Below are 23,228 nucleotides of genomic sequence, written 5' to 3'. Positions count from 1 at the left end.
AAAAACAGAAGAAAACGAGAAACAGGAAGCCCCGCCAAGGCGGGGCGCGCGGGTTCAGAGATCGATCTTGACCAGGGCCTTGATCGTACGCGGCGTGCCGACCGCCAGCCGCGTGCCGGCCGCCGACCAGTAGCGCTTGTCGCCCACGTTGTCGACGTTCAGCTGGAAGGTGGTGCGCCTGCCCATGAGCTGCGCCACGTAGCGCGCGCCCAGGCCGAAGACGGTGGTGCCGCCGATGAAGGCCTGGTTCAGGTCGTCGACGGGACGGCGCCCCGTGAAGTACGCGCCGCCGTTGACCGACAGCCCCGGCACGGCCGCGATGTCGTACGAGAGAAAGGCGCTCGCCGTGGTGCGCGCCGTGTTCTCGGGCCGCTTGCCGTCGTACTGCGCGTTGATGCGGCGGAACTCGGCATCGAGCCACTGGCCCGAGAGCTGCCACGCCAGCGCGGGCGTGAGCCGCCCCTGCGCCGACACCTCGAGGCCGCGGTAGCGCTGGCGCCCGCTGGCCACGAAGGTGTTGGCGCTGTCGGTGTAGGCGCCAGGCCGCTCGATGTCGAACAGCGCACCCGACAACAGCGTGCCGCCGCCGGTCAGCCAGCGCAGGCCGATCTCCTTCTGCCGGCTCACGCCGGGCGGCATGCGTGTGTTCTGGTTGGCGGTGCCGGCCGGCGCCACCTCGCCCTCTTCCACGCCCTGCGAGTACGACACATAGGCCATGAGGTCGGGCGTGAACTTGTAGCTCAGCGCCGCCAGCGGCGTGGTCTTGCGCACGCTGTAGTCCAGGGCCGGCAGCGTGGCGCTCGCGCCCTGCCAGCTCTGGTAGCGCGTGTGGCGCAGGCCGGCCACCAGCTGCCACTGCGGCGAGAAGGTGATGCGGTCGAGCGCGTACAGGCCGAGCTCCTCGCTGTCCTGCGCGCCCGAGGTGGGCCGCGACGGCATCGCGCTCAGCGCCAGCGCGCCGATGGGCACGGGGCTGTACAGGTTCTGCAGCGTGGTCGCGCCGCCGTAGTTGCGCTGGAACACGGGCGCCTGCGTCTTGTCGCTGCGCGCCGCGCCGAAGGTCAGCTCGTGCTGCAGCGCACCGGTGGCGAAGGTGCCGAACAGCTCGGCACGCAGCAGGTCCGAACGCTGCTCGAGGTACTGCACATTGCCCGTGAGGCGGCCCAGGCCGGTGCGCACGTTGTAGGTGCCGAACTGCGCCAGGCGCCGGTCGCGCTCGGCCTCGGAATGGCCGGCTTCCACGCTGAGCGCCCAGTGGTCGCTCAAGGCGTAGTCGGCACGCAGCTGCGTGTTGGTGACCTCGGCCTCGAACACGGCCCAGGGCGGCGCGATCAGCTTGTGCGGATCGGGCAGCGCCGGCAGCGCGATGACGCCGTTCACCGCCGCGAGCCGCGCGATGCCGGCCTGCTCGGTGATGCGCTTGCGGTAATGCTCGATGTCGGCCTTGAGCGTGAGCCGCCGGTTCACGCGCCAGTCGAGCGCGGCCGAGACGAAGCTGCGCTTGCCGTCCACACCGTCGATCGTCGAGCCCAGTGAGCCGCCGGCCGCGTTCAGGCGCAGCCCGAACTGGTCGTTCTCGCCGAACTGCCGGCCGATGTCGACCTGGCCCTGCAACCCGCCCTGGTTGTCGACGCTCATCCCCAGTGAGGTGACGGGCGTGCGCCCCGCGCGCTTGGTGACGACGTTGATCACCCCGGCCGGCGTGGTGAAGCCGTAGTACAGCGCCGACGCGCCCTTGAGCACCTCGACGCGCTCCTTGTTCTCCATCGGGATCTCGGACACGTTGGGGATCGCGAGCGCGCCGTTGAGGCGGTAGTTGGTGCGGTTCTCCACGGCAATGCCGCGGATGACAAGCTGATCGAAGGTGTCGCCGCCGTTCTGCTGGCGCGTCACGCCGGCCGTGTTGCGCAGCACGTCGTACACGCCCGCCGCGCCCTGCAGCTCGATCACCTCGCGCGTCACGGTGTTGACCGTGGCCGGCACGTCCATCACGGACGCGCCCCGGAACGTGCCCGCCTCGACCGTCTCGGCCAGGAAGCCGTTGGCGCGCGAGGCCTCGACGTTGACGGTGCCCAGCTCGCCCGCCCGCGTGTCGGAAGTGGCGGACGCAGGCACGGATTGCGCATGCGCCGCCTGCACGGCGGCGAGCGCAAGGCTCACACAAACTCTCTTCATTCAGATCCCTTGGATGTTCTTGGCGGCGCGCCTCCCGGCGGCCTGATGACGCTTCCGGCGGGCGGAAGCGGGAGGGATTATGGATGAGAGCAATTCTCATTTGACAACAATTACCGGGCGCTCGCCGATAGGATCGGGCGCCAGAGCGTTCCACTTCGAAACGCCATCACGGGGGAAATTCATGACTGCCAGTGAAACATCGGCCGGACGGGAGGCCCTGCAATGAAGACGGCCGGACGCCTGGCGCTCGGCGTGCTCGCCTGGGTCACCGTGGTTCCGCTGCTGGGACTTCTGTGCATGTGGCTGGGCCCGTCGATCCTTGACTCGCCCGAAGCCTCGCGCGTCACCACGTATGCGGTCCAGGCCATCAACCTCGGCGCAGCCGCGCTGCTCTACTGGTATGCCGTGCCGAGCGTGCCGCACTGGGGCCGACGCGTGGCCTACTTCGTCGCCTTCGTGGTGCTGATGGTGGTCGCCAGCGCCCTCGTGGCCTTCGGCGTCAAACTGCTTTTCGTGGCACTGGTGCTGTTCTCGCGTTGAGCAAAGGCCCGGCGGGCCGTTACGTCGCCCTCATCGCAGACGCCCGCTGAATGCACTCGATGAAGTGCTGCGCCGCCGGCGTCGACGGTTGCCCGCGCCGGCGCACCACGCAGACGTTCAGCACCGGCAGCGTCTCGCGCACGTCGACGCGCCGGATGCCGTGGCGCTTGAAGCTCAGCCCGGCCAGCGGCTCGACGAAGAGGCCGATCAAATCCATGTGCCCCACCAGCGCGAGCGCCACGGTGACCGAGTGGCCCTGCAGCACGCGCGTGGGCGGCGACAGCCCGAGCGGGGTGAACAGCGGCGCCACGGCGTTGGTTCCGCCATGGTCGTCGCCCGGCAGGACCCATTCGGCGGCATAAAGGTCGTTCAGCGAGCGCGCGTTGCGCAGCGGATGGCGCTCGCGCAGGCCGACCACCAGCTGCACCGGGAACAGCTCCAGCGCCTCGAACTGCGGATCGAGCGTGCCGGGCACGATGTGCGCCACCGCGAAGTCGAGATACCCGTCGCGCAGCCGCGCGAGCATCCACGGCAGCACGGCCTCGCTGAACTGCACGTCGACCGCCGGCAGGCGGGTGTGGAAGTCCTTGAAGGCGGCGGGCAGCACGGTGAGCGCGAACGAGGCGCTCACGGCCAGCGAGACCGAGCCGGTGGCGCCGTCGCGGATCTGCGCAATTTCGTCGCGGGCGCGTTCCATGTCGGCCAGCAGCAGCCGCGCGCGCGGCGCGAAGGCCAGGCCGAACTGCGTGAGCCGCACGCCTTTCACACTGCGCTCCACCAGCGGCGCGCCGACCTCGCGCTCCAGCTCGCGCACGATCTTGGTCACGGCCGGCTGCGAAATGCCGAGCACGCGCGCGGCGGCGCGGATGCTGAGCTGCTCGACCACGGCCACGAAGGCATGCAACTGATTGGGTTTCATCTTTGGAGTGACAACCAAAAGTTATCGTTGACGCCCAATTATTGTCTTTTCATGACAGCGGCGAGTCTCTAGCATCCGCCGCGGTTCGGGCCCACGCGGCCTGCGCCCCCGATACACACAGGAGACACATGAACACCCCCGCTTCCCAGCCCTCGCCCACATCGCCCTCGTCGCCGGCCCGTCGGCGCCAGACCATCGTGGCCACCACCATCGGCAACGGCCTGGAATTCTTCGACTTCACGGTCTACGGCTTTCTCGCGCTGGTGATCGGCAAGCTGTTCTTCCCCACCTTCAGTTCCTATGGCCAGCTGCTGCTGACGGTGGCGAGCTTCGGCGTCGGCTTCATCATGCGACCGCTGGGCGGCATCGTGATCGGCGCGTACGCCGACCGCGCGGGCCGCAAGAAGGCGATGACGCTCACGATCTTCCTGATGGCGCTGGGCTGCGCGCTGATCGCCTTCACGCCGACCTACGCGAGCATCGGCGTCGCGGCGCCGATCGTGATCGTGCTGGCGCGCCTGATCCAGGGCTTCTCGGCCGGCGGCGAGGTGGGCGCGTCGACCACGCTGCTGGTGGAGCACGCCACGCCGGCCAACCGCGGCTACATGGCGAGCTGGCAGTTCGCGAGCCAGGGCCTGGGCGTGCTGATGGGTGCCGTGGTGGTCGGCGTACTGACCGTCTCGCTGTCCGCCGAGGCCATGCAGAGCTGGGGCTGGCGCGTGCCGTTCGTGCTCGGCATGCTGATCGCGCCGGTGGGCATGTACATCCGCCGCCACCTCGAAGAATCGCTGCACATCTCGGCGGAAGACGCCAAGGCACCGCGCGAGAGCAGCCTGAAGATCGTCTGCACGCAGCACGGCAAGACGGTGCTGGCCGCCATCCTCGCGCTGGTGGGCGGCACCACGGCAGCTTATGTAGTCACCTTCTACATGCCGACCTACGCCGTGCGCGAGCTCGGCCTCACGCCCTCGGTGGCGCTGTTCGGCGCGGCGCTCACGGGCCTGCTGTCGTTCGCGCTCGCGCCGTTCGTGGGCAAGTGGTCGGACATCGTGGGCCGCAAGACGCTCATCCTGTGGAGCCGCATCGTGATGGCGATCCTGATCTACCCGGGTTTTCTGTGGCTCAACGCCTCGCCCACGCCCGTGGTGCTGTTCACCGTGCTCGGCGTGCTGAGCATCGGCCTGGTGGTGCAGACGGTGCCGGGCATCACGATGCTGCCGGAGATGTTTCCCAAGCGCGTGCGCGCCAGCGGCATGTCGCTGGTCTACAGCGTCGGCGTGGCGCTCTTCGGCGGCTTCGCGCCCTTCATCAGCACCTGGCTGGTCAACGCCACCGGCAGCAAGCTGGCGCCGGCCTGGTACCTGGTGGGGATGACGCTGGTGTCGCTGCTGGGCCTGCTCTGGCTGCGCGACCACACGGGCCGCGACATCGATGCGGCCAACGCCCACGCGCCGGCCTGATACCGTCTTCCTCCTTCCCGCCTTCATGCACAGGAATCTTCCCGCCATGTCCCAGCCTGCCACCGCCGCCACCCGCCATTTCTCGGGCACGTACGTCGAAGCCCGCGCCAAGTTCCTCGAGGCCGCCGCGGCGCGCGGCGCCACCATCGAGTCGTTCGTGCACCCCACGCACCGCGGCGCGCTCGGCGAAGAACTCGCCACCGACGTCGCGCTGCTCGGCGCGGCCGACGCCAAGAAGGTGCTGCTCGTCACCTCGGGCACGCACGGCCCCGAGGGCTTCTGCGGCTCGGGCGCGCAGGTGGCCACGCTGAACGACGCCGACCTGCTCGAGCGCCTCGAACGCGCGGGCGTGGCGCTGCTGCTGGTGCATGCGGTGAACCCGCACGGCTTTTCGCACCTGCACCGCACCAACGAAGACAACATCGACCTGAACCGCAACCACATCGACTTCAGCGCGCCGCTGCCGGTGAACGCCGAGTACGCCGACGTGGAGCCGCTGGTGCTGCCCGCAAGCTGGCCGCCGACGCCCGCCGACAACGCGGCGGTGGCCGCCTACATCGCCACGCACGGCATGACCGCCTTCCGCGCGGCCGTCACGCGCGGGCAGTACACCTCGCCCGACGGCCTGTTCTACGGCGGCACCGCGCCGTCGTGGAGCAACCGCACCATCCGCGCCATCCTGCGCGGCTACGCGGCCTCGGCCACGCACCTGGGCTGGATCGACGTGCACACCGGCCTGGGCCCCTACGGCCACGGCGAAAAGATCTACCCGGGCCGCAACACGCCCGAAGACCTCGCGCTGGCCCACGCCTGGTGGGGCGCCGACGTGTTCGCGCCCTTCGCGGGCGACTCGGCTTCGGCCGACGTGTCGGGCCCGGTGATCTCGACCGCGTACGACGAATGCCCGAACGCGCGCGTCGCGCCCATGGGCCTGGAGTTCGGCACGCTGCCCGACCTGGAAGTGCTCGACCGCCTGCGCGCCGACACCTGGCTGCGCCGCCACCCCGAGGCGCCCGAAGCGCAGAAGCGCGAGATCCGCCGCCGCCTGCGTGACGCGTTCTACTGCGACAACGACGAGTGGAAGGGCATGGTGCTGGGCCAGACGCGCGTCGTGCTGCTGCAGACCCTGCAGGGCCTCAAAAACGCCTGACCCGGCGGACTTCGGCTCAGCCGAAGTTCGGCGCGCGCTTCTCGCGCAGCGAAGCCACGCCCTCGCGCACGTCGGCGCCCGCGAAGCCCATGAACTCCAGTGCCAGCGAGGCGTCGAAGGTCGGTCCGGCCTGGCGCAGCCAGTTGTTCAGCGCGTACTTGGTGAAGCGGATCGCGCTCTGGCTGCCGGCCGCGAGGCGGTCGGCGATCTCGTAGGCGCGCGGCAGCAGGTCGGCCTCGTCCACCGCCAGCGACACCAGGCCGATGCGCTCGGCCTCCTCGCCGCTCACCGGCTCGCACAGCAGCAGGTGGTACTTGGCCTTGGCCATGCCGCACAACAGCGGCCACACGATCGCCGCATGGTCGCCCGCTGCCACGCCCAGGCGCGTGTGGCCGTCGACGATCTTCGCGTTCTTCGTGGCAATGGAAATGTCGGCCAGCAGCCCCGCCACCAGCCCCGCGCCCACGGCCGGGCCGTGCATGGCGCTCACGATGGGCTTGTCGCAGTTGATGAGGTTGTAGACCAGGTCGCGCGCTTCCCTCCACACGCGCTGGCGCACGGTGTCGTCGGTGGTCATGTCCTGCACCATGCCCAGGTCGCCGCCGCCCGAGAAGCCCATGCCTTCGCCGCGCAGCACGGCGCAGCGCACCGTGTCGTCGGCCGCCACGTCGCGCCAGATCTCGGCCAGCTCGCGGTGGCCGTCATGGCCGGCCGTGGGCAGCTTGCCGTTGGTGGCGCGCATCTGGATGTCGAGCACCGCGCCGTTCGCGCCGCGGCGCGTGAGGGCGAGGGTCTGGTAGCGGGTGTAGTCCATGCGTGTGTCTCCGCCCCGCACGCACGGCCATGGCGCAGGGACTTCGTTCGATGAGAGGAAGGACGAAAGGCCGGAGGCCTATTTTTGCGCGGCCAGCTCGCGGCAGCGCTTCACGTTCGCATCGAAACGCGGCGCCAGGCCCGGCTCGCAGGCATCGTCGGCGGGGTTCAGCCTGCACATGCCGACCACCGCGTAGTCCATGACGGCCTCCGTGCACATCGGGTAGGCGGCCAGCTCGGGGTTGGCCTTGGCCTTGAAGCCCCAGCGCTCGGAGAATTGCACCATGCGCGTCATCGCGCCGAGGAAGAAGCTGCGGTCCTTCGCGGCAATGGCCGCTTCCATGCGCGGCAGCTCCTCGTTGAGGTAGCCGACCGAGTCCATCGGAAAACCGGCGGGGTCGGGCTGCGGCTGCGCGAAGGCCGTGGCGGCCATCACGGCCAGCGAGGCGCCCACGCAGGCGCGTCGCAACGGAAGGAAGAAGGCGGAACCGGTGGGCAGGTGGCGGTATGGCATGGCCTGCGATTCTGCAACGTTTGGAAGCATTTTTGCGCGCCGAGCGATGCGCGCACGCGACGTTTTCAGGCGGCTACCGGCCTCTCCACGCGGCGCGGGACAATGGCCGCTTCCGTTTTCCCTTGCAAAGACCCCCATGGCCCGACGCCCCCAACGACAGCTGCGCACCATCGAGCGCGGCATCCTCTGCCTCCTGATCGGCGTCGCTGTGCTGCTGGGGCCGCGCTTCCTGCAGGGCACGCGCTGGTTCGAGATGGTGGCCGGTGCGTACCTCGTCGGCTGGTTCGCGCTCGCGCTGGGGGTGGCGCTGGTCGGCGTCGGCCTGTTCCAGCGCGGCAAGCCGGACCGCTGAGGCCCGGCCGCAAGGTCAACAGGCGCTCAGTGCGCCGCCGCCTTCTTGCCGCGCAGCTTGCCGACGAGTTCCACCACGGCCAGCACGACGGCGCCGGCCACGATGCCGACGACGGCGTTGACGCCCATCGAGCCCAGCGTGCCGAACACGCCGCCCGTGGCCTTGGCCCAGTCTTCGACCGCATGGCCGAACGCCGGCACGCCGTGCACCAGGATGCCGCCGCCCACGAGGAACATGGCGGCCGTGCCGGCCACCGACAGGCCCTTCATGAGCCACGGCGCCGCCGCCAGGATGCCGCGGCCCAGGGCGCGCGCCGCCGCGCTGCTGCGCTGGCTCAGGTACAGGCCCGCGTCGTCCAGCTTCACGATGCCGGCCACGAGGCCGTAGACGCCCACCGTCATGATCAGCGCGATGCCGACCAGCACGCTGAGCTGCGTCGTGAACGGCTGGCCCTGCACGGTGCCCAGCGTGATGGCGATGATTTCGGCCGAGAGGATGAAGTCGGTGCGCACCGCGCCCTTGATCTTGTCCTTCTCGACCGCGACCACGTCGACCGTGGTGTCGGCCACGGCCTGCTGGTGACGCGCGGTGTCGGCCTCGTGCTCCTTTTTGTGCAGGAACTTGTGGACCAGCTTCTCGGCGCCCTCGAAGCACAGGAACGCGCCGCCCACCATGAGCAGCGGCGTCACCAGCCAGGGCAGCCAGGTGCCGATGGCCAGTGCGGCTGGCACCAGGATCGCCTTGTTGACGAGGGAGCCCTTGCACACGGCCCACACCACCGGCAGCTCGCGCTCGGTGCGCACGCCGGTGACCTGCTGCGCGTTCAGCGCGAGGTCGTCGCCGAGCACCCCGGCGGTCTTCTTGGCTGCGACTTTGGTGAGGACGGAGACGTCATCGAGCACGGTGGCGATGTCGTCGAGCAGCAGGAGCAGGCTGGTGGCCATGGGCGAAAGTCAGGCTGTGGAAGAAGCGGCGAGCTTATCCGCAGCCGGTGGCCGCGCCGGTGAAGACCGTACGCGGCATCCGGGGGTGGATCAGTCCACCGCCCGCTTCAGGCGGATTTCTTCGACGCGGACCGTGCCCAGGGCGGTGGTCTTGGCGGTCTTCATCTCGCGCTTGAAGCCGGCGAGTTCGTGGAAGCGCATGGCGCGGTCGTTGCGCAGCGGCACCCAGATGGTGACCGTGGTGCAGCCTTCTTCGGCCAGGCCTTCGCGGGCGGCGTCCCACAGGGCCACGCCGGCGCCCTTGCCCCAGTGCTCGGGCTTGACGTAGATGGCCCAGATCTCGCCCGTGGTGGGCGGCGTCTTGGGGTCGCGCGAGCGGTCGAAGCCCACGAAACCGACGATCTCGCTGCCGTGCGTCACCACATGGACCTGGGGTTCGCTGAATTCGATGGCCTCGCGCCACTTGGCCTCGCGCGAGGCGGGGGCCAGCACGCGCAGGTCGTCTTCGGACAGGATGCCTTCGTAGGCAGCCTTGGCGGACAGGGCATGGACTTCGGCGACGGCCTTGGCGTCGCGCATCGTGGCGGGGCGAACTTCGTAATCGGACATGAAAGCGGAAAAACGTGTGGAACCGGCTATTGTCGCCGCACCGCTAAACTCCTCCCGCATCCGCACGTATCAACTGGAGAAAGCACATGGCCAAGGGTCAGCAACGCACCAACAAGGAAGCGAAGAAACCGAAGAAGGACACCTCGCCGCCGAAGGCCCCCACCGGCGGCATCGAGCCCGTGCGCACCGTCACCACGGCGGTGATTCCGCGCGGCAAGCTCAAGAACAAGTGACCGAGTGACCGACGTCCCCGCGCCCGCCCCCAAGCCGGCGCAGCCGCGCAACCCGTTGCATGGCCTCACGCTGGAGGCCATCGTGACCGCGCTGGCCGATTACTACGGCTGGGAGCAGCTGGGGCACCTGGTGCCGATCCGCTGCTTCATCAGCGAGCCCAGCGTGGGTTCCAGCCTCAAGTTCCTGCGCAAGACGCCCTGGGCGCGCGACAAGGTCGAGAGCCTGTACCTCTTCATGCTGCGCGAGCAACGCCGCGAACAGCAACAGCAGCAAGAACCTCCCGCGCGATGAAGGTCCGCCTCGAACCGTCGGGCCTCGAATTCGAGGCCGAGGCGGGCGTCACGCTGCTGCATGCGGCGGAGGCGGCCGGCATCGAGCTGCCCAGTTCGTGCCGCAACGGCACCTGCCGCACCTGCATCTGCCAGCGGCTCTCCGGCGAGAGCCGCCACCTCATCGAATGGCCGGGCCTGAGCTTCGACGAAAAGATCGACGGCTGGATTCTTCCCTGCGTGGCCGAGGCGCAGAGCGACCTCACGCTCGACGTGCCGCAGGCGCGCGCCCTCTTCGACTGAGGATCAGGGCCGCGCCGAAGCCGAAGCCGGCGCTGCGACCACCAACCGGTCACGCTGCGCCAGCGACGGGAACAGGCGGAACCACGTCAGCGCCACCAGCATCGTCCCCACGCCGCCGAGCACCACCGAGCCGACTGGCCCCAGCAGCGCCGCGGTGGCGCCCGACTCGAACTCGCCGAGCTGGTTGCTCGCGCCGATGAAGATCGAGTTGACCGCGCTCACCCGCCCGCGCATGGCGTCGGGCGTTTCCAGCTGCACCAGCGTCTGGCGGATCACGACGTTGACCATGTCGGCCCCGCCCGACACCGCGAGCGCAATGAGCGAGACGAGAAAGCTCTTCGACAGCCCGAACACCACCATGCACAGCCCGAACGCCCCCACGGCCAGCAACAGCGTGCGCCCCACGTTGCGCTCCACAGGCCGGCGCGTGAGCGCGATCGACATCACCAGCGCGCCCACCGCCGGTGCGCTGCGCAGCAGGCCCAGGCCCCAGGGGCCGGTGTGCAGGATGTCCTTGGCATAGATCGGCAGCAGCGCCACGGCGCCGCCCAGCAGCACCGCGAACAGGTCGAGCGACACGGCGCCCAGCACCGGCTTGCGCTGCCAGATGAAATTGACGCCCGCGAACACCGTGGCCAAGGTGACCGGCTCGCGTGCGGCCGGCGCGTGGTCGTAGCGCAGCCGCAGCACCAGCACGCAGGCCACCGCGAAGCACAGCACGCTCGCGCCGTACACCACCGCCATGCCCGCCACGAACAGCAGCCCGCCGAGCGCGGGCCCGCCGATGATCGCGCCCTGCATGCCGGCCGAGCTGAACGCCATCGCGCGCGACAGCAGCAGCGGCGGCACCAGCAGCGGCGTGAGCGCCTGCTGCGCCGGCATCTGGAAGGCGCGCACCGCGCCCAGCACCAGCGACAGCCCGAGCAGCAGTCCGCGCGTGTCGTTCTTGTGCAGCACCGCGAACAGCAGCGCCAGCGCCACCGTGCCCTGCACCGCGAAGCACACCGCCACGATGCGGCCCCGGTGGTGCCGGTCCACCACATGGCCGGCCAACAGCGCCAGCAGCAGCGCGGGCACGAACTGGTACAGCCCGACCAGGCCCAGGTCCCACGCGCTGCCGGTCAGCTCGTACATGTGCCAGCCGATGGCCACGAGCATCATCTGCGAGGCGGCGGTGCCAAAGAGGCGCGCCACCCACAGCTGCATGAAGGGGCGCTCGCGCCTCAGGTCGGTGAACGTGGGAGACAAGGGAGGAGAAGCGGCGCCGGGCATATCGGTCGAGGATAGCCCAGCCTTCTTCCGGCTTTCTGAGCCTCTCTACACTCGCTGTCCCCATGACCGCTTCGCCGCCCGACCTGCTCCCCGTTCACGAAGACGCCCACCTGCTGGTGCTCGACAAGCCCGCCGGCCTGCTGTGCGTGCCCGGGCGCGGCGAGGACAAGCAGGACTGCCTGAGCGCGCGCGCCCAGCGCCAGTGGCCCGACGCGCTCATCGTGCACCGGCTCGACATGGGCACCAGCGGCCTCGTGGTGATGGCGCGCGGCCTGGAGATGCAACGCGCCCTGAGCGCAGCCTTCGCCGACCGCGAGGTGCACAAGCGCTACGAAGCCGTGGTCGACGGCGTGATGCCGCAGCGCGATGACTGGTCGCTCATCAACGCTCCGCTGATGGCCGACTGGCCGCGCCGGCCGCTGCAGAAGATCGATCCGGCCGGCAAGCCCAGCCTCACGCGCTGGCGCGCGCTGAGCAGCGTGTCGCCGCCCGGCGGCCCGGCGGCCACGCACGTGCTGCTGGAGCCGCTCACCGGCCGCTCACACCAGCTGCGCGTTCACCTGCTGTCGATCGGGCACCCGATTTTGGGCGATGCGCTGTACGGCGACGCCGCGCTGCAGGCACGCGCGCCGCGCCTGCAGCTGCATGCCAGGGAACTGGGGTTCGTGCATCCCGCGACGCGGGAGCCGTTGCACTTCGAACGTACGGCGGGCTTCGTGCTCAGCGGCCCTTGACGACGAGCACCGGCATGGTGGCGTCCTGCAGCACGCGCTGCGTCACGCTGCCCAGCAGCAGTTTCTCGATGCCGCTGCGCCCGTGCGAACCCATCACGATCAGGTCGGCCGCGATGGCGATGGCGGTGTCCACGATGCCTTCGTGCACCACGTGGCCGTCGATCACGCGCTGGTCGCTGTGCAGGCCTTCGGCCGCCAGGGCGGCCACGCCGCGTGCGAGCGCCGCGTTGGCGCTGGCGGTGGCCGCCGCGAGGTATTCGTTCTGGCCGAGCGCATAGTCCGCGCCCACGCCGATGAAGGGGTAGTTGTCGATCACGTGGATCAGCGTGATGCGGCTGCCGAAGGCCAGGGCGAGACCGCTGGCCTTGCTGACCGCGAGCATGGAAGTTTCGGAGCCGTCGATGGGGACCAGGATGTGATTGAACATGGCGGGACCTCGCTTAGCGTTCGCAGACAGACAGACTGACGGACCCGGTTCGCACCGGGTCGGGCCCCGAATTTAACCGCTATGCAGAACCCGCCCTGTAGGACTCCGACCAGCGAAGCCCGCAGGCGTCTCAATCCCCCTGGAAACCCTCAGACCGGCAGGTGACCACCAGCGTGTCGCGCCACCCATCGCCGCCCTCTTCCAGCGGCTGGATCGGCGTCGATTCGTGGATCACGCGCGCATCGTCGAGCAGCAGCAGCGTCCACGGCTCGGTCATGGTGAAGCGCTCGCCGCGCCGGCCGTTGGCCTCGAACACGCGCGTCTCGCCGCCCTTGATGCCCTGGCGCCCGATCAGCACCACCGCCACCAGGTCGACACCGTCGCGGTGCGCGCCTTCGGGCGTCGGGCGGCCGATGCCGCCGGCGGTGTCGATGCGGAACTGGTGCGCTTCCACGAACCAGCGCTGCGGTGCGCCGCGCATGTCGCTGCTGACCTGGCCGAGCTGCTGCATCAGCCGCTGCCACACGGGCTGCGCCACCGTGGCCTCGAGCATCGGCGCGAACCAGCGCTGCATGCCGCCGTGCAGCGCGTTGTATTCGACCGGCTGCCAGTGCGCGCGGTGCGGCACCTGCGCCAGCGTGGCGTCGGCCTCGACCGTGAAGCAGGCGTGGCGGCGCGTGCGGTAGCGTCCGCCGTCCTTCAGGTATTCGTCGGGCGGCAGGTCGTTCCAGTCGGCGTGCAGCGCCTCGAGCTGCGCCAGCGGCACGCCGAGCCAGTCGCACACGCCCTGCGGGCTGAGCACCGCGTAGCCGTGTTCGCGCAGCGCCCCGGCCAGTTCGGCCGGCGGCGTGAACGGGGGAGCGAAGGCGGCGGTGCTCACTGGGCGCTGACCTTCACGTCCTTCCAGAACGCGACGCGGTCACGGATTTCCTCGGCTTCGGGCTTCGGGTCGGGGTAGTACCAGGCGGCGTCAGCGTGCAGTTCGCCGTTGACCAGCAGCGAGTAGTAATTCGCCGAGCCCTTCCACGGGCAGGTGGTCTTGTGGTTGCTGAAGGTGACCACGTCGCGGTTGAGCGAACTCATCGGGAAGTAGTGGTTGCCTTCGACGAGCACGGTGTCGTCGCTTTCGGCGATGGTGACGCCGTTCCAGGTTGCTTTCATGGGATCGATCTCCGGGGAGGTGCAAGGTGCCGATGCCGCATTGCGCGCTCGGGACAGCGGCTATTGTGACGCTGGCGCGACGTGCTTTCCTTGCGCCGGGTCATCCCGGCCCGATGCCGGCAGGGTTTCCCCTGCAGCGTCAGCCGCGACCGCGCCCGGTGCGCCCCGACGCCGGCTCGAGAAACAGCTGCCGGAAATAGTTGCGGAACGCGGTCATCGCCGGCGAAAACTCCACGCCCTGCTTCCACCCCAGGCCGATGTTCATGGTCGGCACCGCATCGCGCAGGTTGATAGTCTCGATGCGCTTGCCTTCCAGCGACCACGGGCGGTAGACCATGTCCGACAGCACCGTCACACCCAGCCCGTTGGCCACCGTGCTGCGCACGGCCTCCACCGAACTCGTGCGCAGCCGGATCTGCGGCTGGTGCGGCGTCTTGCTCCAGTACTTGAGCGCGGTGGCCGCGGCCTCGTCCACCGTGAGCATGATGTAGGGCTCGGCCGCCACGTCGGCCAGCGTCACCTCGGCCTTGTCCAGCAGCGGATGCTTGGCCGGCACCCACAGCCGGCGCTGCGAACCGAAGAAGGTTTCGAGCGACAGCTCGCGCAGCACCACGTTCGAGGTGAGCACCACGCCGATGTCGTAGCGCTGCGTGATCAGGCCTTCTTCGATGGCCTCGCGCGCCACCTCGTGCACCTTCACCGTCACCTGCGGATGCAGCTGCTCGAAGCGCTGCAGGTGGTGCGGCAGGAAGTAGCCCAGCACCGTGTAGCTGGCCGCAATGGTGAGCGAGCCCTCGACGTTCTCGCCCTCGTGCGGCATGCGCACCGCTTCGTCGGCCGCCGACAGCACCGCGTAGGCGTGGCTCAGGAAGCGGCGCCCGGCCTTGGTGAGTTCCACGCCGTGCGGGTGCCGCTCGAAGAGCTGCTGCCCCATCAGCTCCTCGAGCTCGCGGATGGCGGTGGTCACGGCCGACTGCGAGATGTTCAGCTGCAGCGCCGCGTGCGAGATGCGCCCCACCTCGGCCACCGCCGAGAAGTACTTGAGCTGGCGAAGGGTCAGGGACATGGCGCCGTCTTCCTAGGGTATTTACGGATACGCGCTGCCCGCCTCGGGCGAAAACCCGATACCGCGCGATCGCTTCCCTCCAGCGTAGCGCCCAATCCAGCCGCTTGCAGCATCTGTTTTTCAGATATCGGACCGCCTGAAAACAATGCTTTTCGGCCTTTCGACTGCTGGCTAACCTTCGCGCCAACCTGCACCGCCCCCTTGGCGATGCGCACCACACAAAGGCGGGACGACGTGACGAAGACAACGCGGATCGATCTGAATTCCGACATGGGCGAAGGCTTCGGCCCCTGGACCATCGGCGACGGCGTGGACGAGCAGCTCATGCCGCTGATCAGCTCGGCCAACATCGCAACCGGCTTCCATGCCGGCGACCCGAACATCATGCGCAGGATGGTGCTGCTGGCCCGCGAACACGGCGTGGGCATCGGCGCGCACCCGGGCTTTCGCGACCTCGTGGGCTTCGGGCGCCGCCACATCACCGCGCCGGCCGACGAGCTCGTGAACGACATGGTCTACCAGCTCGGTGCGCTGCGCGAGTTCGCGCGCCTGGCCGGCATGACGCTGCAGCACATCAAGCCGCACGGCGCGCTGTACATGCATGCGGCGCGCGACGAGGCGCTGTCGCGCGCCCTCGTCACCGCACTGCAGCAGATCGAACCGACGCTGCGCCTGTTCTGCATGGAATCGTCCGTCACCTTCCAGGTGGCGCGCGAACTCGGCCAGCCGGTGGTGCGCGAGTTCTATGCCGACCGCGACTACGACCTGAGCGGCTCCATCGTCTTCACGCGCCGCGTCGGCGCGCTCGACCCCGAGGCCGTGGCCGCCAAGGTGCTGCGCGCCTGCACCGAGGGTGTGGTGCGCACGGTCGAAGGAGAAGACGTCGCGATCGGCTTCGACTCGGTCTGCATCCACAGCGACACGCCCGGCGCGCTCGCGCTCGTGCAGGCCACGCGGCGCGCGCTGGCCGACCACGGCATTGAAGTTGCGGGCCTGGCGGCCTGAGCGTTTTCTTTCTTTTTTCTGATCTTGTTCCAGGAGTGCCCCGATGCCCGCTACCCATGAAGTCCTGAGCCCGCTGCCGGGCACCTTCTACCGCCGCTCGGCGCCCGACGCGCCGCCGTTCAAGGCCGAAGGCGACACCGTGGCCGTGGGCGACGTGCTCGGCCTGGTCGAGGTGATGAAGCAGTTCAGCGAAGTCACGGCCGACGCCGCGGGCCGCCTGGCCAGCTTCGCCGTCGAGAACGGCGAGCCGGTCGATCCGGGCCAGCTGCTGGCCGTCATCGAAACGGCCTGAGGCAACCGCCCATGACCGCCGCATTCGACACACTGCTGGTCGCCAACCGGGGCGAGATCGCGGTGCGCATCATCCGCGCCGCGAAGGAACTGGGGCTCAAGACCGTCGCCGTCTACAGCGACGCCGACGCGCAGAGCCTCGCCGTGCGCATGGCTGACAAGGCCGTGCGCATCGGCCCGGCGCACGCCACCAAGAGCTACCTGAGCATCGACGCGATCCTGCAGGCCGCCGCCGACAGCGGCGCCGGCGCGGTGCATCCGGGCTACGGTTTTCTTTCGGAGAACGCAGCCTTCGCCGAGCGCGTCGAGGCCGCGGGCCTGGTGTTCGTGGGCCCGACGCCGCATGCGATCCGCACCATGGGCGACAAGGCCGCGGCGCGCGCCGCCGCCCTGCGCGCCGGCGTGCCCACCGTGCCCGGCAGCGCGGGCGTGGTGACCGACCCCGACACCGCCGTCGAAGTCGCGAAGGACATCGGCTACCCGATCATGATCAAGGCCTCGGCCGGCGGCGGCGGGCGCGGCATCCGCGTGGCGCACGACGAGGCCGAGCTGCGCCAGCAGTTCGCCACGGCCACCGCCGAAGCGCAGGCCGCCTTCGGCAACGGCGAGGTGTACCTCGAGCGCTTCATCCGCCAGGCGCGCCACATCGAGGTGCAGATCCTGGGCGACGGCGAGCGCGTGGTGCACTGCTTCGAGCGCGAATGCTCGCTGCAGCGGCGTCGCCAGAAGGTCTGGGAAGAAGCGCCTTCGGCCGCCATCGGCGAGGCCACGCGCGCCGCATTGTGCGAATCGGCACTGCGGCTTGCGCGCGCCGTGGCCTACCGCGGCGCGGGCACGCTCGAATACCTGTACGACGACGACACGCGCGAGTTCTTCTTCATCGAGATGAACACGCGCATCCAGGTCGAGCACCCGATCACCGAGATGGTCACCGGCGTCGACCTCGTGAAGGAAATGCTGCGCATCGCGCTGGGCCAGCCGCTGCGTCTGAAGCAAGAAGACATCCGCCTGACCGGCGCGGCCATCGAGGTGCGCGTCAACGCCGAGAACGCGGCGAAGAACTTCATGCCGAGCCCCGGCCTCGTGTCGCAGCTCGTGGTGCCGGGCGGCCCCGGCGTGCGCTTCGACACCTTCCTGTTTCCCGGCTACACCGTGCCGGCCTACTACGACTCGCTGCTCGGCAAGCTCATCGTGCACGACACCGACCGCGCCAGTGCGCTGGCCCGCATGCGCCGTGCGCTCGACGAGTTGCAGGTGGACGGCATCCATACGACGATCCCACTGCACCGCGCGCTGTGCGAGGACGCGGATGTCGCCAAGGCCGAGTTCCACACGGGCTTTCTCGAAACCTGGCTCGCGGCGAATCCACTCGCCGACGCGCCTCCCATGTTGAAGGTGGCCGCATGACCGCTGCAAGCACCCTCCCCGCCCAGGCCCGCTACAGCTTCGGCGGCGACGAGCACCTGTTCGTCGAGATCAGCGAAGAGATGTCGCTGCCCGCCTTCTTCAAGGGCATGGCGATCTGCAACGAGCTGCGCCGCCGCGCACTGCCGGGCGTGACCGAGATCTGCCCGGCCAACGCCGCCTACCTCGTGCGCTTCGACCCCGACACGATCGCGCCCGACGCACTGCTCGCCACGCTCAAGGAAATCGAAGCGGGCCTGGGCGATGCCGACCTGCAGATGCAGACGCGCATCGTCGAGATTCCCGTGCTCTACAACGACCCGTGGACGCACGAGACGTTGATGCGTTTTCGCGAGCGCCACCAGGACCCGTCGAGCACCGACATCGAGTACGCCGCACGCATCAACGGCCACGCCTCGGTCGAGGCCTTCATCGAGGCGCACTCGTCGGCGCCGTGGTTCGTGTCGATGGTCGGCTTCGTGGCCGGCCTGCCCTTCCTGTTCCAGATGGTCGAGCGCCAGCGCCAGATCCAGGTGCCCAAGTACCTGAGCCCGCGCACCGACACGCCCAAGCTCACGCTGGGCCACGGTGGCTGCTTCAGCTGCATCTACTCGGTGCGCGGCGCGGGCGGCTACCAGATGTTCGGCGTCACGCCCGCGCCGATCTTCGACCCGGCGCAGCGGCTGTCGTATCTCAAGGACCTGATGGTGTTCTTCCAGCCCGGCGACATCGTCAAATGGAAACCCATCGACCGCGCCGAGTACGACCGCCAGGTGGCGCAGGTCGAGGCCGGCACCTACGCGCTGCGCATCGCGCCCGTGTCGTTCTCGCTCAACGAATTTTTGGCCGACCCCGACGGCTACAACCAACAGCTCCTGAAGGTGCTCCATGGCGATTGAAGTCCTCAAGCCCGGCCTCGCGACCAGCGTGCAGGACGCCGGCCGCCCCGGCTACTACCACCTGGGCATTCCGCTGTCGGGCGCGCTCGACCAGCAAAGCCTGGTGCTCGCGAACCTGCTGGTGGGCAACGACGAAGGCGCGGCCGTCATCGAGAGCACGCTGCTCGGGCCCGAGCTGCAGTTCGACGCACCCGCGCTGGTGGCCGTGACCGGCGCCGACGCGAAGATCAAGCTCAACGGCAACGAAGCGCCGCGCAACACCTCGTTCACGGTGCAGGCCGGCGACAAGCTCGCCTTCGACTTCATGAAGCTCGGCGCGCGCATGTGCATCGCCGTGGCCGGCGGCATCGACGTGCCGGTGGTGCTGGGCAGCCGCTCGACCTACGGCCTGGGCGCGTTCGGCGGCTTCAACGGCCGCAAGCTGCTGGCCGGCGACAAGCTGCCCGTGGGCACGCCTTCGGCCAGCGCCCGCGCCGGCCGCACGGTCGATGCCGCGCTGCTGCCGGTGCTCGAGAAGGAAGTGGCCCTGCGCGTGCTGCCGGGCATCTACTTCCATCGCCTGCAGGAGGTGTCGGTGCACAGCTTCTTCGCCGACACCTGGACCGTCGGCTCCGAGGCCGACCGCATCGGCTACCGCTACAAGCACGGCACGCCGCTGAAGTTCCAGGACCGCACGCCGCCCTTCGGCGCGGGCGACGACCCGTCGAACATCGTCGATGCGGGCTACCCGTACGGCTCCATCCAGGTGCCGGGCGGACGCGAGCCGATCATCCTGCACCGCGACGCGGTGTCGGGCGGCGGCTACGCCATGGTGGGCACCGTCATCAGCGCCGACATGGACCTCATCGCCCAGATGCAGCCCAACCACAAGGCGCGCTTCGTCGAGGTCGACATGGCGCAGGCGCTCGAAGCCCGCGCCGAACGCCGACGACGGCTCGACCGCCTGCGGGCCGCACTCGCGGCCTGACGCGTTCCCTCCCCCTTTTCTTCACCGCTGTCACCCAAGGAGTTCTTCATGAACAGCTCGCCCCTGCGCGTTTCATTGATCGCCGCTTCGCTCGCCACCGCCCTGGCGTGGCACGCCCCGGCCTCGGCCGCCGACTGGTTTCCCTACAAGGCCGAGGCCACCGAGCCCGCCTTCTCGGCCGAGGGCACGAAAAAGCCCATCGACTACACGCCGCTGGCCAAGGCCTCGAAGAAATGGGACATCTGCGTGTCGTTCCCGCACATGAAGGACGCCTACTGGCTCGGCGTGGACTACGGCGTGATCGAAGAGGCCCGCCGCCTGGGCGTGAAGCTGCAGGTGGTCGACGCGGGCGGCTACACCAACCTGGGCAAGCAGGTCTCGCAGATCGAGGACTGCGTGGCGCGCGGCGCCAACGCGGTGGTCATCGGCGCGATCTCGGGCGACGGGCTCAACAACGTCATCAAGGCCACGGCCGCGAAGAAGGTGCCGGTGATCGACCTGGTCAACGGCATCAGCTCGCCCGACCTGTCGGCCAAGTCGCTGGTGTCGTTCTACACGATGGGCCAGTCGACCGGCGAGTACCTCGCCAAGAAGCACCCCGCCGGTTCGCCGGCGGTGAAGGTCGGCTGGTTCCCCGGCCCGGCCGGCGCGGGCTGGGTCGAGGCCGCGCACAAGGGCTTCATGGAAGCGATCAAGGGCAGCGCCGTGACGGTGCTCGACCCGAAGTACGGCGACACCGGCAAGGAGGCGCAGGCCAAGCTGGTCGAAGACGTGCTGCAGGGCAACCCCGACCTCGCCTACGTGGCCGGCACCGCCGTGACGGCCGAGGCCGCCACCGGCATCCTGCGCGCGCGCAACCTCGACAAGAAGGTGCAGGTGCTCTCGTTCTACATGACGCCGGGCGTGTACGAAGGCATCCAGAAGGGCCGCATCGTGGCCGCGCCGGCCGACTCGATGGTGATCCAGGGCCGCATCGCGGTCGACCAGGCCGTGCGCCTGCTCGAGAACAAGGACGTGGTGAAGCACGTCGGCCCGAAGATCTTCGTGGTCGACGCCGGCAACATCAAGACCGTGAAGCAGGCCGACATCCTGCCGCCGACCGGCTTCAAGCCGGTGTTCGAGGTCAAGTAGGCCGGCCATGGCTCCCGTGCTGCTGCAGACCCTCGGCCTGGGCAAACGCTACCCCGGCGTGCTCGCGCTCGATGCGATGGACTTCGAGCTGCGCGCCGGCGAGGTGCACGTGCTGTTCGGCGAGAACGGCGCCGGCAAGTCGACGCTGATCTCGCTGCTGGCCGGCGCTAACGTGCCGACGGCGGGCGAGATCCGCATGCACGGCGCGCCGGTGAAGTTCGCCAACGTGCACGACGCGCGGCGCCACGGCATCAGCGCGGTGTTCCAGGAGTTCTCGCTGATCCCCACGCTGTCGGTGGCGCAGAACCTGAGCCTGGGCGAGGAGCCGTGCCAGCGCGGCCTGCTCGACCGCACGGCGGTGCGCGAACGCGCCCGCACGATGCTGGCCGACCTGGGTTTCGAGATCGATGTCGACGCGCCCGTGGCGGGCCTCACGCGCGCGCAGCAGCAGATGGTGGAGATCGCCAAGGGCCTGCGCGGCGAGGTGTCGGTGCTGATCCTCGACGAACCCACGGCCTCGCTCACCGACACCGAGACGCAGCGCCTGTTCGAACTGGTGGCGCGGCTGAAGGCGCGCGGCGTGGGCATCGTCTATATCTCGCACCGCATGCAGGAGATCGCGCAGATCGCCGACCGCATCACGGTGCTGCGCGACGGCCGCAAGGTCACGACGGTGGACGCGCATGCGACCAGCGCCGACCGGCTCATCGAGCTGATGAGCGGGCGCGCCATCGACAACATCTACCCGCGCATCACGGCCAGTCCCGGCGAGGTGGTGCTGCAGGTTGAAGGACTGGCTTCGCCGAACGGCGTGCGCCATGCCAGCCTCACGGTGCGGCGCGGCGAAGTGGTTGGGCTCGCGGGCCTCGTGGGCTGCGGCAAGTCGGAGCTGTTCCGCGCGATCTACGGGCTCGACCCCGTGAGCGAAGGCCGCGTGCTGTTCAAGGGCCAGCCGCGCACCGGCGCGACGGTGCGCCAGCTGCTCGACGACGGCCTCTTCTATCTGCCGCCCGACCGCAAGGGCGAAGGGCTGGTGCTCGGCTTCACGTCGCGCGCCAACATCATCTTGCCGCTGGTGCACGGGCCGCTGCGCGGGCGCGGCGGCTGGCTGCGCAAGCGCCTCGGCCGGCGGCTTTCCACGACGGCCGCCGAGCGCGTCGAACTCGCGCCGCGCAACCTCGAACGGCCCGTGGGCCTGCTCTCGGGCGGCAACCAGCAGAAGGTGCTGTTCGGCAAGGGCATGACGCGCGACGCCGCGCTCTACGTGTTCGACGAGCCCACGGTCGGCGTCGACGTCGGCACGCGCAGCGCGCTGTACGAGGTGATCCGCAAGCTCTGCGAAGGCGGCGCCGCGGTGGTCGTGATCTCGTCCGACCTGCCCGAGGTGCTGCACCTGAGCCACCGCGTGTACGTGATGTGCCGCGGCGAGATCGCCGGCGAGCTGCACGGCGACGCCATCCAGGAAACCGCCGTGCTCAACCTGTTTTTCGGCCCCAGCGAGAACCCCTCCTCATGACTTCGCCTTCCCTCACCGCCGCACCCGCGGCCTCCACGCCCGGCCTGGCCGGGCGTGCCCTCGGCCTGCTGCGCAGCCTCTTCTTGCGACTGGGCGTGCTGCCCTTCATGCTGGTGATCGCCTGCGTGGTGTTCGCCACGCTGTCCGACCAGTTCCTCACGGTGCAGAACCTCGTGAACCTGCTGCGCCAGTCGGTCTACCTGATCCTCGTGTCGCTGGGCCAGATGCTGGCGCTGGTCACCGGCGGCTTCGACCTCTCGGTGGGCACGGTGATGGCGATCACCTCGGTGGTCTCCGCGCTCGCCATGCAGGCGCTGGGCGCGGCCTTTCCTGACGCGGCCTGGATGGTGGTGCTCGTGGGCTGCGCCTGCGGGATGCTCGCCGGGCTGGTGGTGGGCCTCATCAACGGCTTCGGCGTGGCGGTGATCGGCGTGTCGCCCTTCATCGTGACGCTGGGCGTGCAGTCGATCGGCTTCGGCTTCGCGCTGTTCCTCACGGGCGGCGTGCCGGTGTCGGGCATGCCGGCGCAGTTCAGCGAGCTGTTCGGCTTCGGCACCGTGCTCGGCGTGCCAGTTCCCATTCTCGTGACGGCCGTGTGCGTGGCCGGCATGGGCGTGCTCATGGGCCGCCTGCCGACCGGCACGCACCTGCTCGCGGTGGGCGGCAACGCCAAGGCCGCGGCGCTGTCGGGCATCGACACGCGCCGCGTGCTGCTCATGGCCTACCTGCTGTGCGCGGGCCTGGCGGCCGTGAGCGGCCTGCTGCTCACGGCGCGCGTGGAAACCGGCGAAGCCAACCTCGGCGGCACCGTGGCGCTCGAATCGATTGCGGCCTGCGTGATCGCCGGCGTGAGCCTGCGCGGTGGCATCGGCCGCGTGCCCAACGTGGTGATGGGCGCCATCTTCATCGGCCTGGTGCAGAACGGCATGAACCTGGCCAGCGTGGGCTCGTACCTGCAGATGGTGGTGCTGGGCGCCCTGCTGATCGTGGCCGTGGTCGCCGACCAGATCCGCCATCGCATGGTGGCGCCGGGCAGCCACTGAGCCTCCAACCAACACAAGCAACGAAAGAAC

At 69.5% G+C, this 23,228-nt stretch carries 27 protein-coding genes; 16 read left to right on the top strand and 11 right to left on the bottom strand.

Annotated elements, in window-relative coordinates:
- Positions 1 to 54: 54 nt before the first annotated feature.
- Positions 55 to 2,160, bottom strand: a complete 2,106-nt coding sequence (locus ACAM52_RS05065; RefSeq protein WP_369646317.1) for a TonB-dependent siderophore receptor — start codon at positions 2,158 to 2,160, stop codon at positions 55 to 57.
- Positions 2,161 to 2,397: 237 nt separating this feature from the next.
- On the opposite strand from ACAM52_RS05065, the gene ACAM52_RS05060 reads away from it, so the two are divergent.
- Positions 2,398 to 2,715 (top strand): hypothetical protein, encoded by a 318-nt coding sequence (locus ACAM52_RS05060; RefSeq protein ID WP_369646316.1) that lies wholly within the window; start codon positions 2,398 to 2,400, stop codon positions 2,713 to 2,715.
- 19 nt (positions 2,716 to 2,734) lie between these two features.
- Here the strand turns inward: ACAM52_RS05060 and ACAM52_RS05055 are convergent, their stop codons facing one another.
- Positions 2,735 to 3,634 carry a LysR substrate-binding domain-containing protein gene (locus ACAM52_RS05055; protein ID WP_369646315.1) on the bottom strand — a complete coding sequence of 300 codons (900 nt, stop codon included), beginning with the start codon at positions 3,632 to 3,634 and terminating at the stop codon, positions 2,735 to 2,737.
- A 128-nt stretch (positions 3,635 to 3,762) separates the two neighbouring features.
- Between ACAM52_RS05055 and ACAM52_RS05050 the strand changes: the two genes are divergently transcribed.
- Both ACAM52_RS05050 and ACAM52_RS05045 read left to right on the top strand, forming a co-directional pair.
- The gene (locus ACAM52_RS05050) at positions 3,763 to 5,094 is read left to right on the top strand and encodes an MFS transporter (protein ID WP_369646314.1); all 1,332 of its coding nucleotides are present in this window, start codon (positions 3,763 to 3,765) and stop codon (positions 5,092 to 5,094) included.
- A 46-nt stretch (positions 5,095 to 5,140) separates the two neighbouring features.
- A complete protein-coding gene (locus ACAM52_RS05045) occupies positions 5,141 to 6,244 on the top strand; it encodes a M14 family metallopeptidase (RefSeq protein ID WP_369646313.1) in 1,104 nt (367 codons plus the stop codon).
- A 16-nt stretch (positions 6,245 to 6,260) separates the two neighbouring features.
- Here ACAM52_RS05045 and ACAM52_RS05040 read toward each other — a convergent pair whose 3' ends face one another.
- Together ACAM52_RS05040 and ACAM52_RS05035 are read right to left on the bottom strand one after the other, a co-directional pair.
- Complete coding sequence (locus tag ACAM52_RS05040) at positions 6,261 to 7,058, bottom strand: enoyl-CoA hydratase/isomerase family protein (protein WP_369646312.1); 798 nt, start codon at positions 7,056 to 7,058, stop codon at positions 6,261 to 6,263.
- A 78-nt stretch (positions 7,059 to 7,136) separates the two neighbouring features.
- Positions 7,137 to 7,571: a hypothetical protein gene (locus tag ACAM52_RS05035; protein WP_369646311.1), complete on the bottom strand. Its 435-nt coding sequence runs from the start codon at positions 7,569 to 7,571 to the stop codon at positions 7,137 to 7,139.
- Positions 7,572 to 7,707: 136 nt separating this feature from the next.
- Here ACAM52_RS05035 and ACAM52_RS05030 point away from each other — a divergent pair, with 136 nt between their 5' ends.
- Positions 7,708 to 7,923, top strand: coding sequence for a hypothetical protein (locus tag ACAM52_RS05030; protein WP_062477590.1), 216 nt, complete (start codon positions 7,708 to 7,710; stop codon positions 7,921 to 7,923).
- Between the two features lie 26 nt (positions 7,924 to 7,949).
- Here ACAM52_RS05030 and ACAM52_RS05025 read toward each other — a convergent pair whose 3' ends face one another.
- On the bottom strand, positions 7,950 to 8,867 hold the full coding sequence (locus tag ACAM52_RS05025) for a DUF808 domain-containing protein (protein WP_369646310.1): 918 nt from the start codon (positions 8,865 to 8,867) through the stop codon (positions 7,950 to 7,952).
- Between the two features lie 90 nt (positions 8,868 to 8,957).
- Positions 8,958 to 9,476 (bottom strand): GNAT family N-acetyltransferase, encoded by a 519-nt coding sequence (locus ACAM52_RS05020; protein WP_062477596.1) that lies wholly within the window; start codon positions 9,474 to 9,476, stop codon positions 8,958 to 8,960.
- An 86-nt stretch (positions 9,477 to 9,562) separates the two neighbouring features.
- Between ACAM52_RS05020 and ACAM52_RS05015 the strand changes: the two genes are divergently transcribed.
- From ACAM52_RS05015 to ACAM52_RS05005, 3 genes are read left to right on the top strand one after another with little or no spacing between them, the layout of a single operon-like run.
- Positions 9,563 to 9,709, top strand: a complete 147-nt coding sequence (locus ACAM52_RS05015) for a hypothetical protein (RefSeq protein WP_167395057.1) — start codon at positions 9,563 to 9,565, stop codon at positions 9,707 to 9,709.
- Between the two features lie 4 nt (positions 9,710 to 9,713).
- Complete coding sequence (locus ACAM52_RS05010; RefSeq protein WP_070062546.1) at positions 9,714 to 10,001, top strand: VF530 family DNA-binding protein; 288 nt, start codon at positions 9,714 to 9,716, stop codon at positions 9,999 to 10,001.
- A complete protein-coding gene (locus ACAM52_RS05005) occupies positions 9,998 to 10,282 on the top strand; it encodes a 2Fe-2S iron-sulfur cluster-binding protein (protein ID WP_369646309.1) in 285 nt (94 codons plus the stop codon). Before ACAM52_RS05010 ends, ACAM52_RS05005 begins: the two co-directional genes overlap by 4 nt.
- A 3-nt stretch (positions 10,283 to 10,285) precedes the next feature.
- Here the strand turns inward: ACAM52_RS05005 and ACAM52_RS05000 are convergent, their stop codons facing one another.
- Positions 10,286 to 11,488 (bottom strand): MFS transporter, encoded by a 1,203-nt coding sequence (locus ACAM52_RS05000; RefSeq protein WP_369647695.1) that lies wholly within the window; start codon positions 11,486 to 11,488, stop codon positions 10,286 to 10,288.
- Between the two features lie 128 nt (positions 11,489 to 11,616).
- Here ACAM52_RS05000 and ACAM52_RS04995 point away from each other — a divergent pair, with 128 nt between their 5' ends.
- Positions 11,617 to 12,288 (top strand): RluA family pseudouridine synthase, encoded by a 672-nt coding sequence (locus tag ACAM52_RS04995; RefSeq protein ID WP_369646308.1) that lies wholly within the window; start codon positions 11,617 to 11,619, stop codon positions 12,286 to 12,288.
- Here ACAM52_RS04995 and ACAM52_RS04990 read toward each other — a convergent pair.
- From ACAM52_RS04990 to ACAM52_RS04975, 4 genes are all read right to left on the bottom strand, one after another.
- The gene (locus ACAM52_RS04990; protein ID WP_056579296.1) at positions 12,275 to 12,715 is read right to left on the bottom strand and encodes a universal stress protein; all 441 of its coding nucleotides are present in this window, start codon (positions 12,713 to 12,715) and stop codon (positions 12,275 to 12,277) included. The genes ACAM52_RS04995 and ACAM52_RS04990 overlap by 14 nt on opposite strands.
- 130 nt (positions 12,716 to 12,845) lie before the next feature.
- Complete coding sequence (locus ACAM52_RS04985) at positions 12,846 to 13,595, bottom strand: 2OG-Fe dioxygenase family protein (protein ID WP_062477608.1); 750 nt, start codon at positions 13,593 to 13,595, stop codon at positions 12,846 to 12,848.
- A complete protein-coding gene (locus ACAM52_RS04980) occupies positions 13,592 to 13,876 on the bottom strand; it encodes a DUF427 domain-containing protein (protein WP_056579293.1) in 285 nt (94 codons plus the stop codon). The genes ACAM52_RS04985 and ACAM52_RS04980 overlap by 4 nt, the downstream gene beginning before the upstream one ends.
- 139 nt (positions 13,877 to 14,015) lie before the next feature.
- Positions 14,016 to 14,942: a LysR family transcriptional regulator gene (locus ACAM52_RS04975; RefSeq protein WP_070062541.1), complete on the bottom strand. Its 927-nt coding sequence runs from the start codon at positions 14,940 to 14,942 to the stop codon at positions 14,016 to 14,018.
- 207 nt (positions 14,943 to 15,149) lie between these two features.
- Between ACAM52_RS04975 and ACAM52_RS04970 the strand changes: the two genes are divergently transcribed.
- The 8 genes from ACAM52_RS04970 to ACAM52_RS04935 are packed head-to-tail and all read left to right on the top strand — an operon-like array spanning position 15,150 to position 23,198.
- Positions 15,150 to 15,947: a 5-oxoprolinase subunit PxpA gene (locus tag ACAM52_RS04970; RefSeq protein WP_369646307.1), complete on the top strand. Its 798-nt coding sequence runs from the start codon at positions 15,150 to 15,152 to the stop codon at positions 15,945 to 15,947.
- Between the two features lie 43 nt (positions 15,948 to 15,990).
- Complete coding sequence (locus ACAM52_RS04965; protein WP_070062539.1) at positions 15,991 to 16,239, top strand: acetyl-CoA carboxylase; 249 nt, start codon at positions 15,991 to 15,993, stop codon at positions 16,237 to 16,239.
- An 11-nt stretch (positions 16,240 to 16,250) separates the two neighbouring features.
- Entirely contained in the window at positions 16,251 to 17,645 is a 1,395-nt protein-coding gene (locus ACAM52_RS04960; protein WP_369646306.1) for an acetyl-CoA carboxylase biotin carboxylase subunit, read from the top strand.
- Complete coding sequence (locus ACAM52_RS04955; RefSeq protein ID WP_369646305.1) at positions 17,642 to 18,541, top strand: allophanate hydrolase subunit 1; 900 nt, start codon at positions 17,642 to 17,644, stop codon at positions 18,539 to 18,541. Before ACAM52_RS04960 ends, ACAM52_RS04955 begins: the two co-directional genes overlap by 4 nt.
- A complete protein-coding gene (locus ACAM52_RS04950; RefSeq protein ID WP_369646304.1) occupies positions 18,531 to 19,508 on the top strand; it encodes a biotin-dependent carboxyltransferase family protein in 978 nt (325 codons plus the stop codon). The genes ACAM52_RS04955 and ACAM52_RS04950 overlap by 11 nt, the downstream gene beginning before the upstream one ends.
- 48 nt (positions 19,509 to 19,556) lie before the next feature.
- Positions 19,557 to 20,639 (top strand): TMAO reductase system periplasmic protein TorT, encoded by a 1,083-nt coding sequence (gene torT, locus ACAM52_RS04945; protein WP_369646303.1) that lies wholly within the window; start codon positions 19,557 to 19,559, stop codon positions 20,637 to 20,639.
- Positions 20,640 to 20,646: 7 nt separating this feature from the next.
- Positions 20,647 to 22,155 (top strand): sugar ABC transporter ATP-binding protein, encoded by a 1,509-nt coding sequence (locus tag ACAM52_RS04940; protein ID WP_369646302.1) that lies wholly within the window; start codon positions 20,647 to 20,649, stop codon positions 22,153 to 22,155.
- Entirely contained in the window at positions 22,152 to 23,198 is a 1,047-nt protein-coding gene (locus ACAM52_RS04935; RefSeq protein ID WP_369646301.1) for an ABC transporter permease, read from the top strand. The genes ACAM52_RS04940 and ACAM52_RS04935 overlap by 4 nt, the downstream gene beginning before the upstream one ends.
- Positions 23,199 to 23,228 lie beyond the last annotated feature (30 nt).

It is taken from the genome of Variovorax sp. V118, assembly GCF_041154445.1.
Classification (GTDB): domain Bacteria; phylum Pseudomonadota; class Gammaproteobacteria; order Burkholderiales; family Burkholderiaceae_C; genus Variovorax; species Variovorax boronicumulans.
Note: the sequence above shows the minus strand (reverse complement) of the source record. Positions and strands in the feature narration are given on the sequence as shown.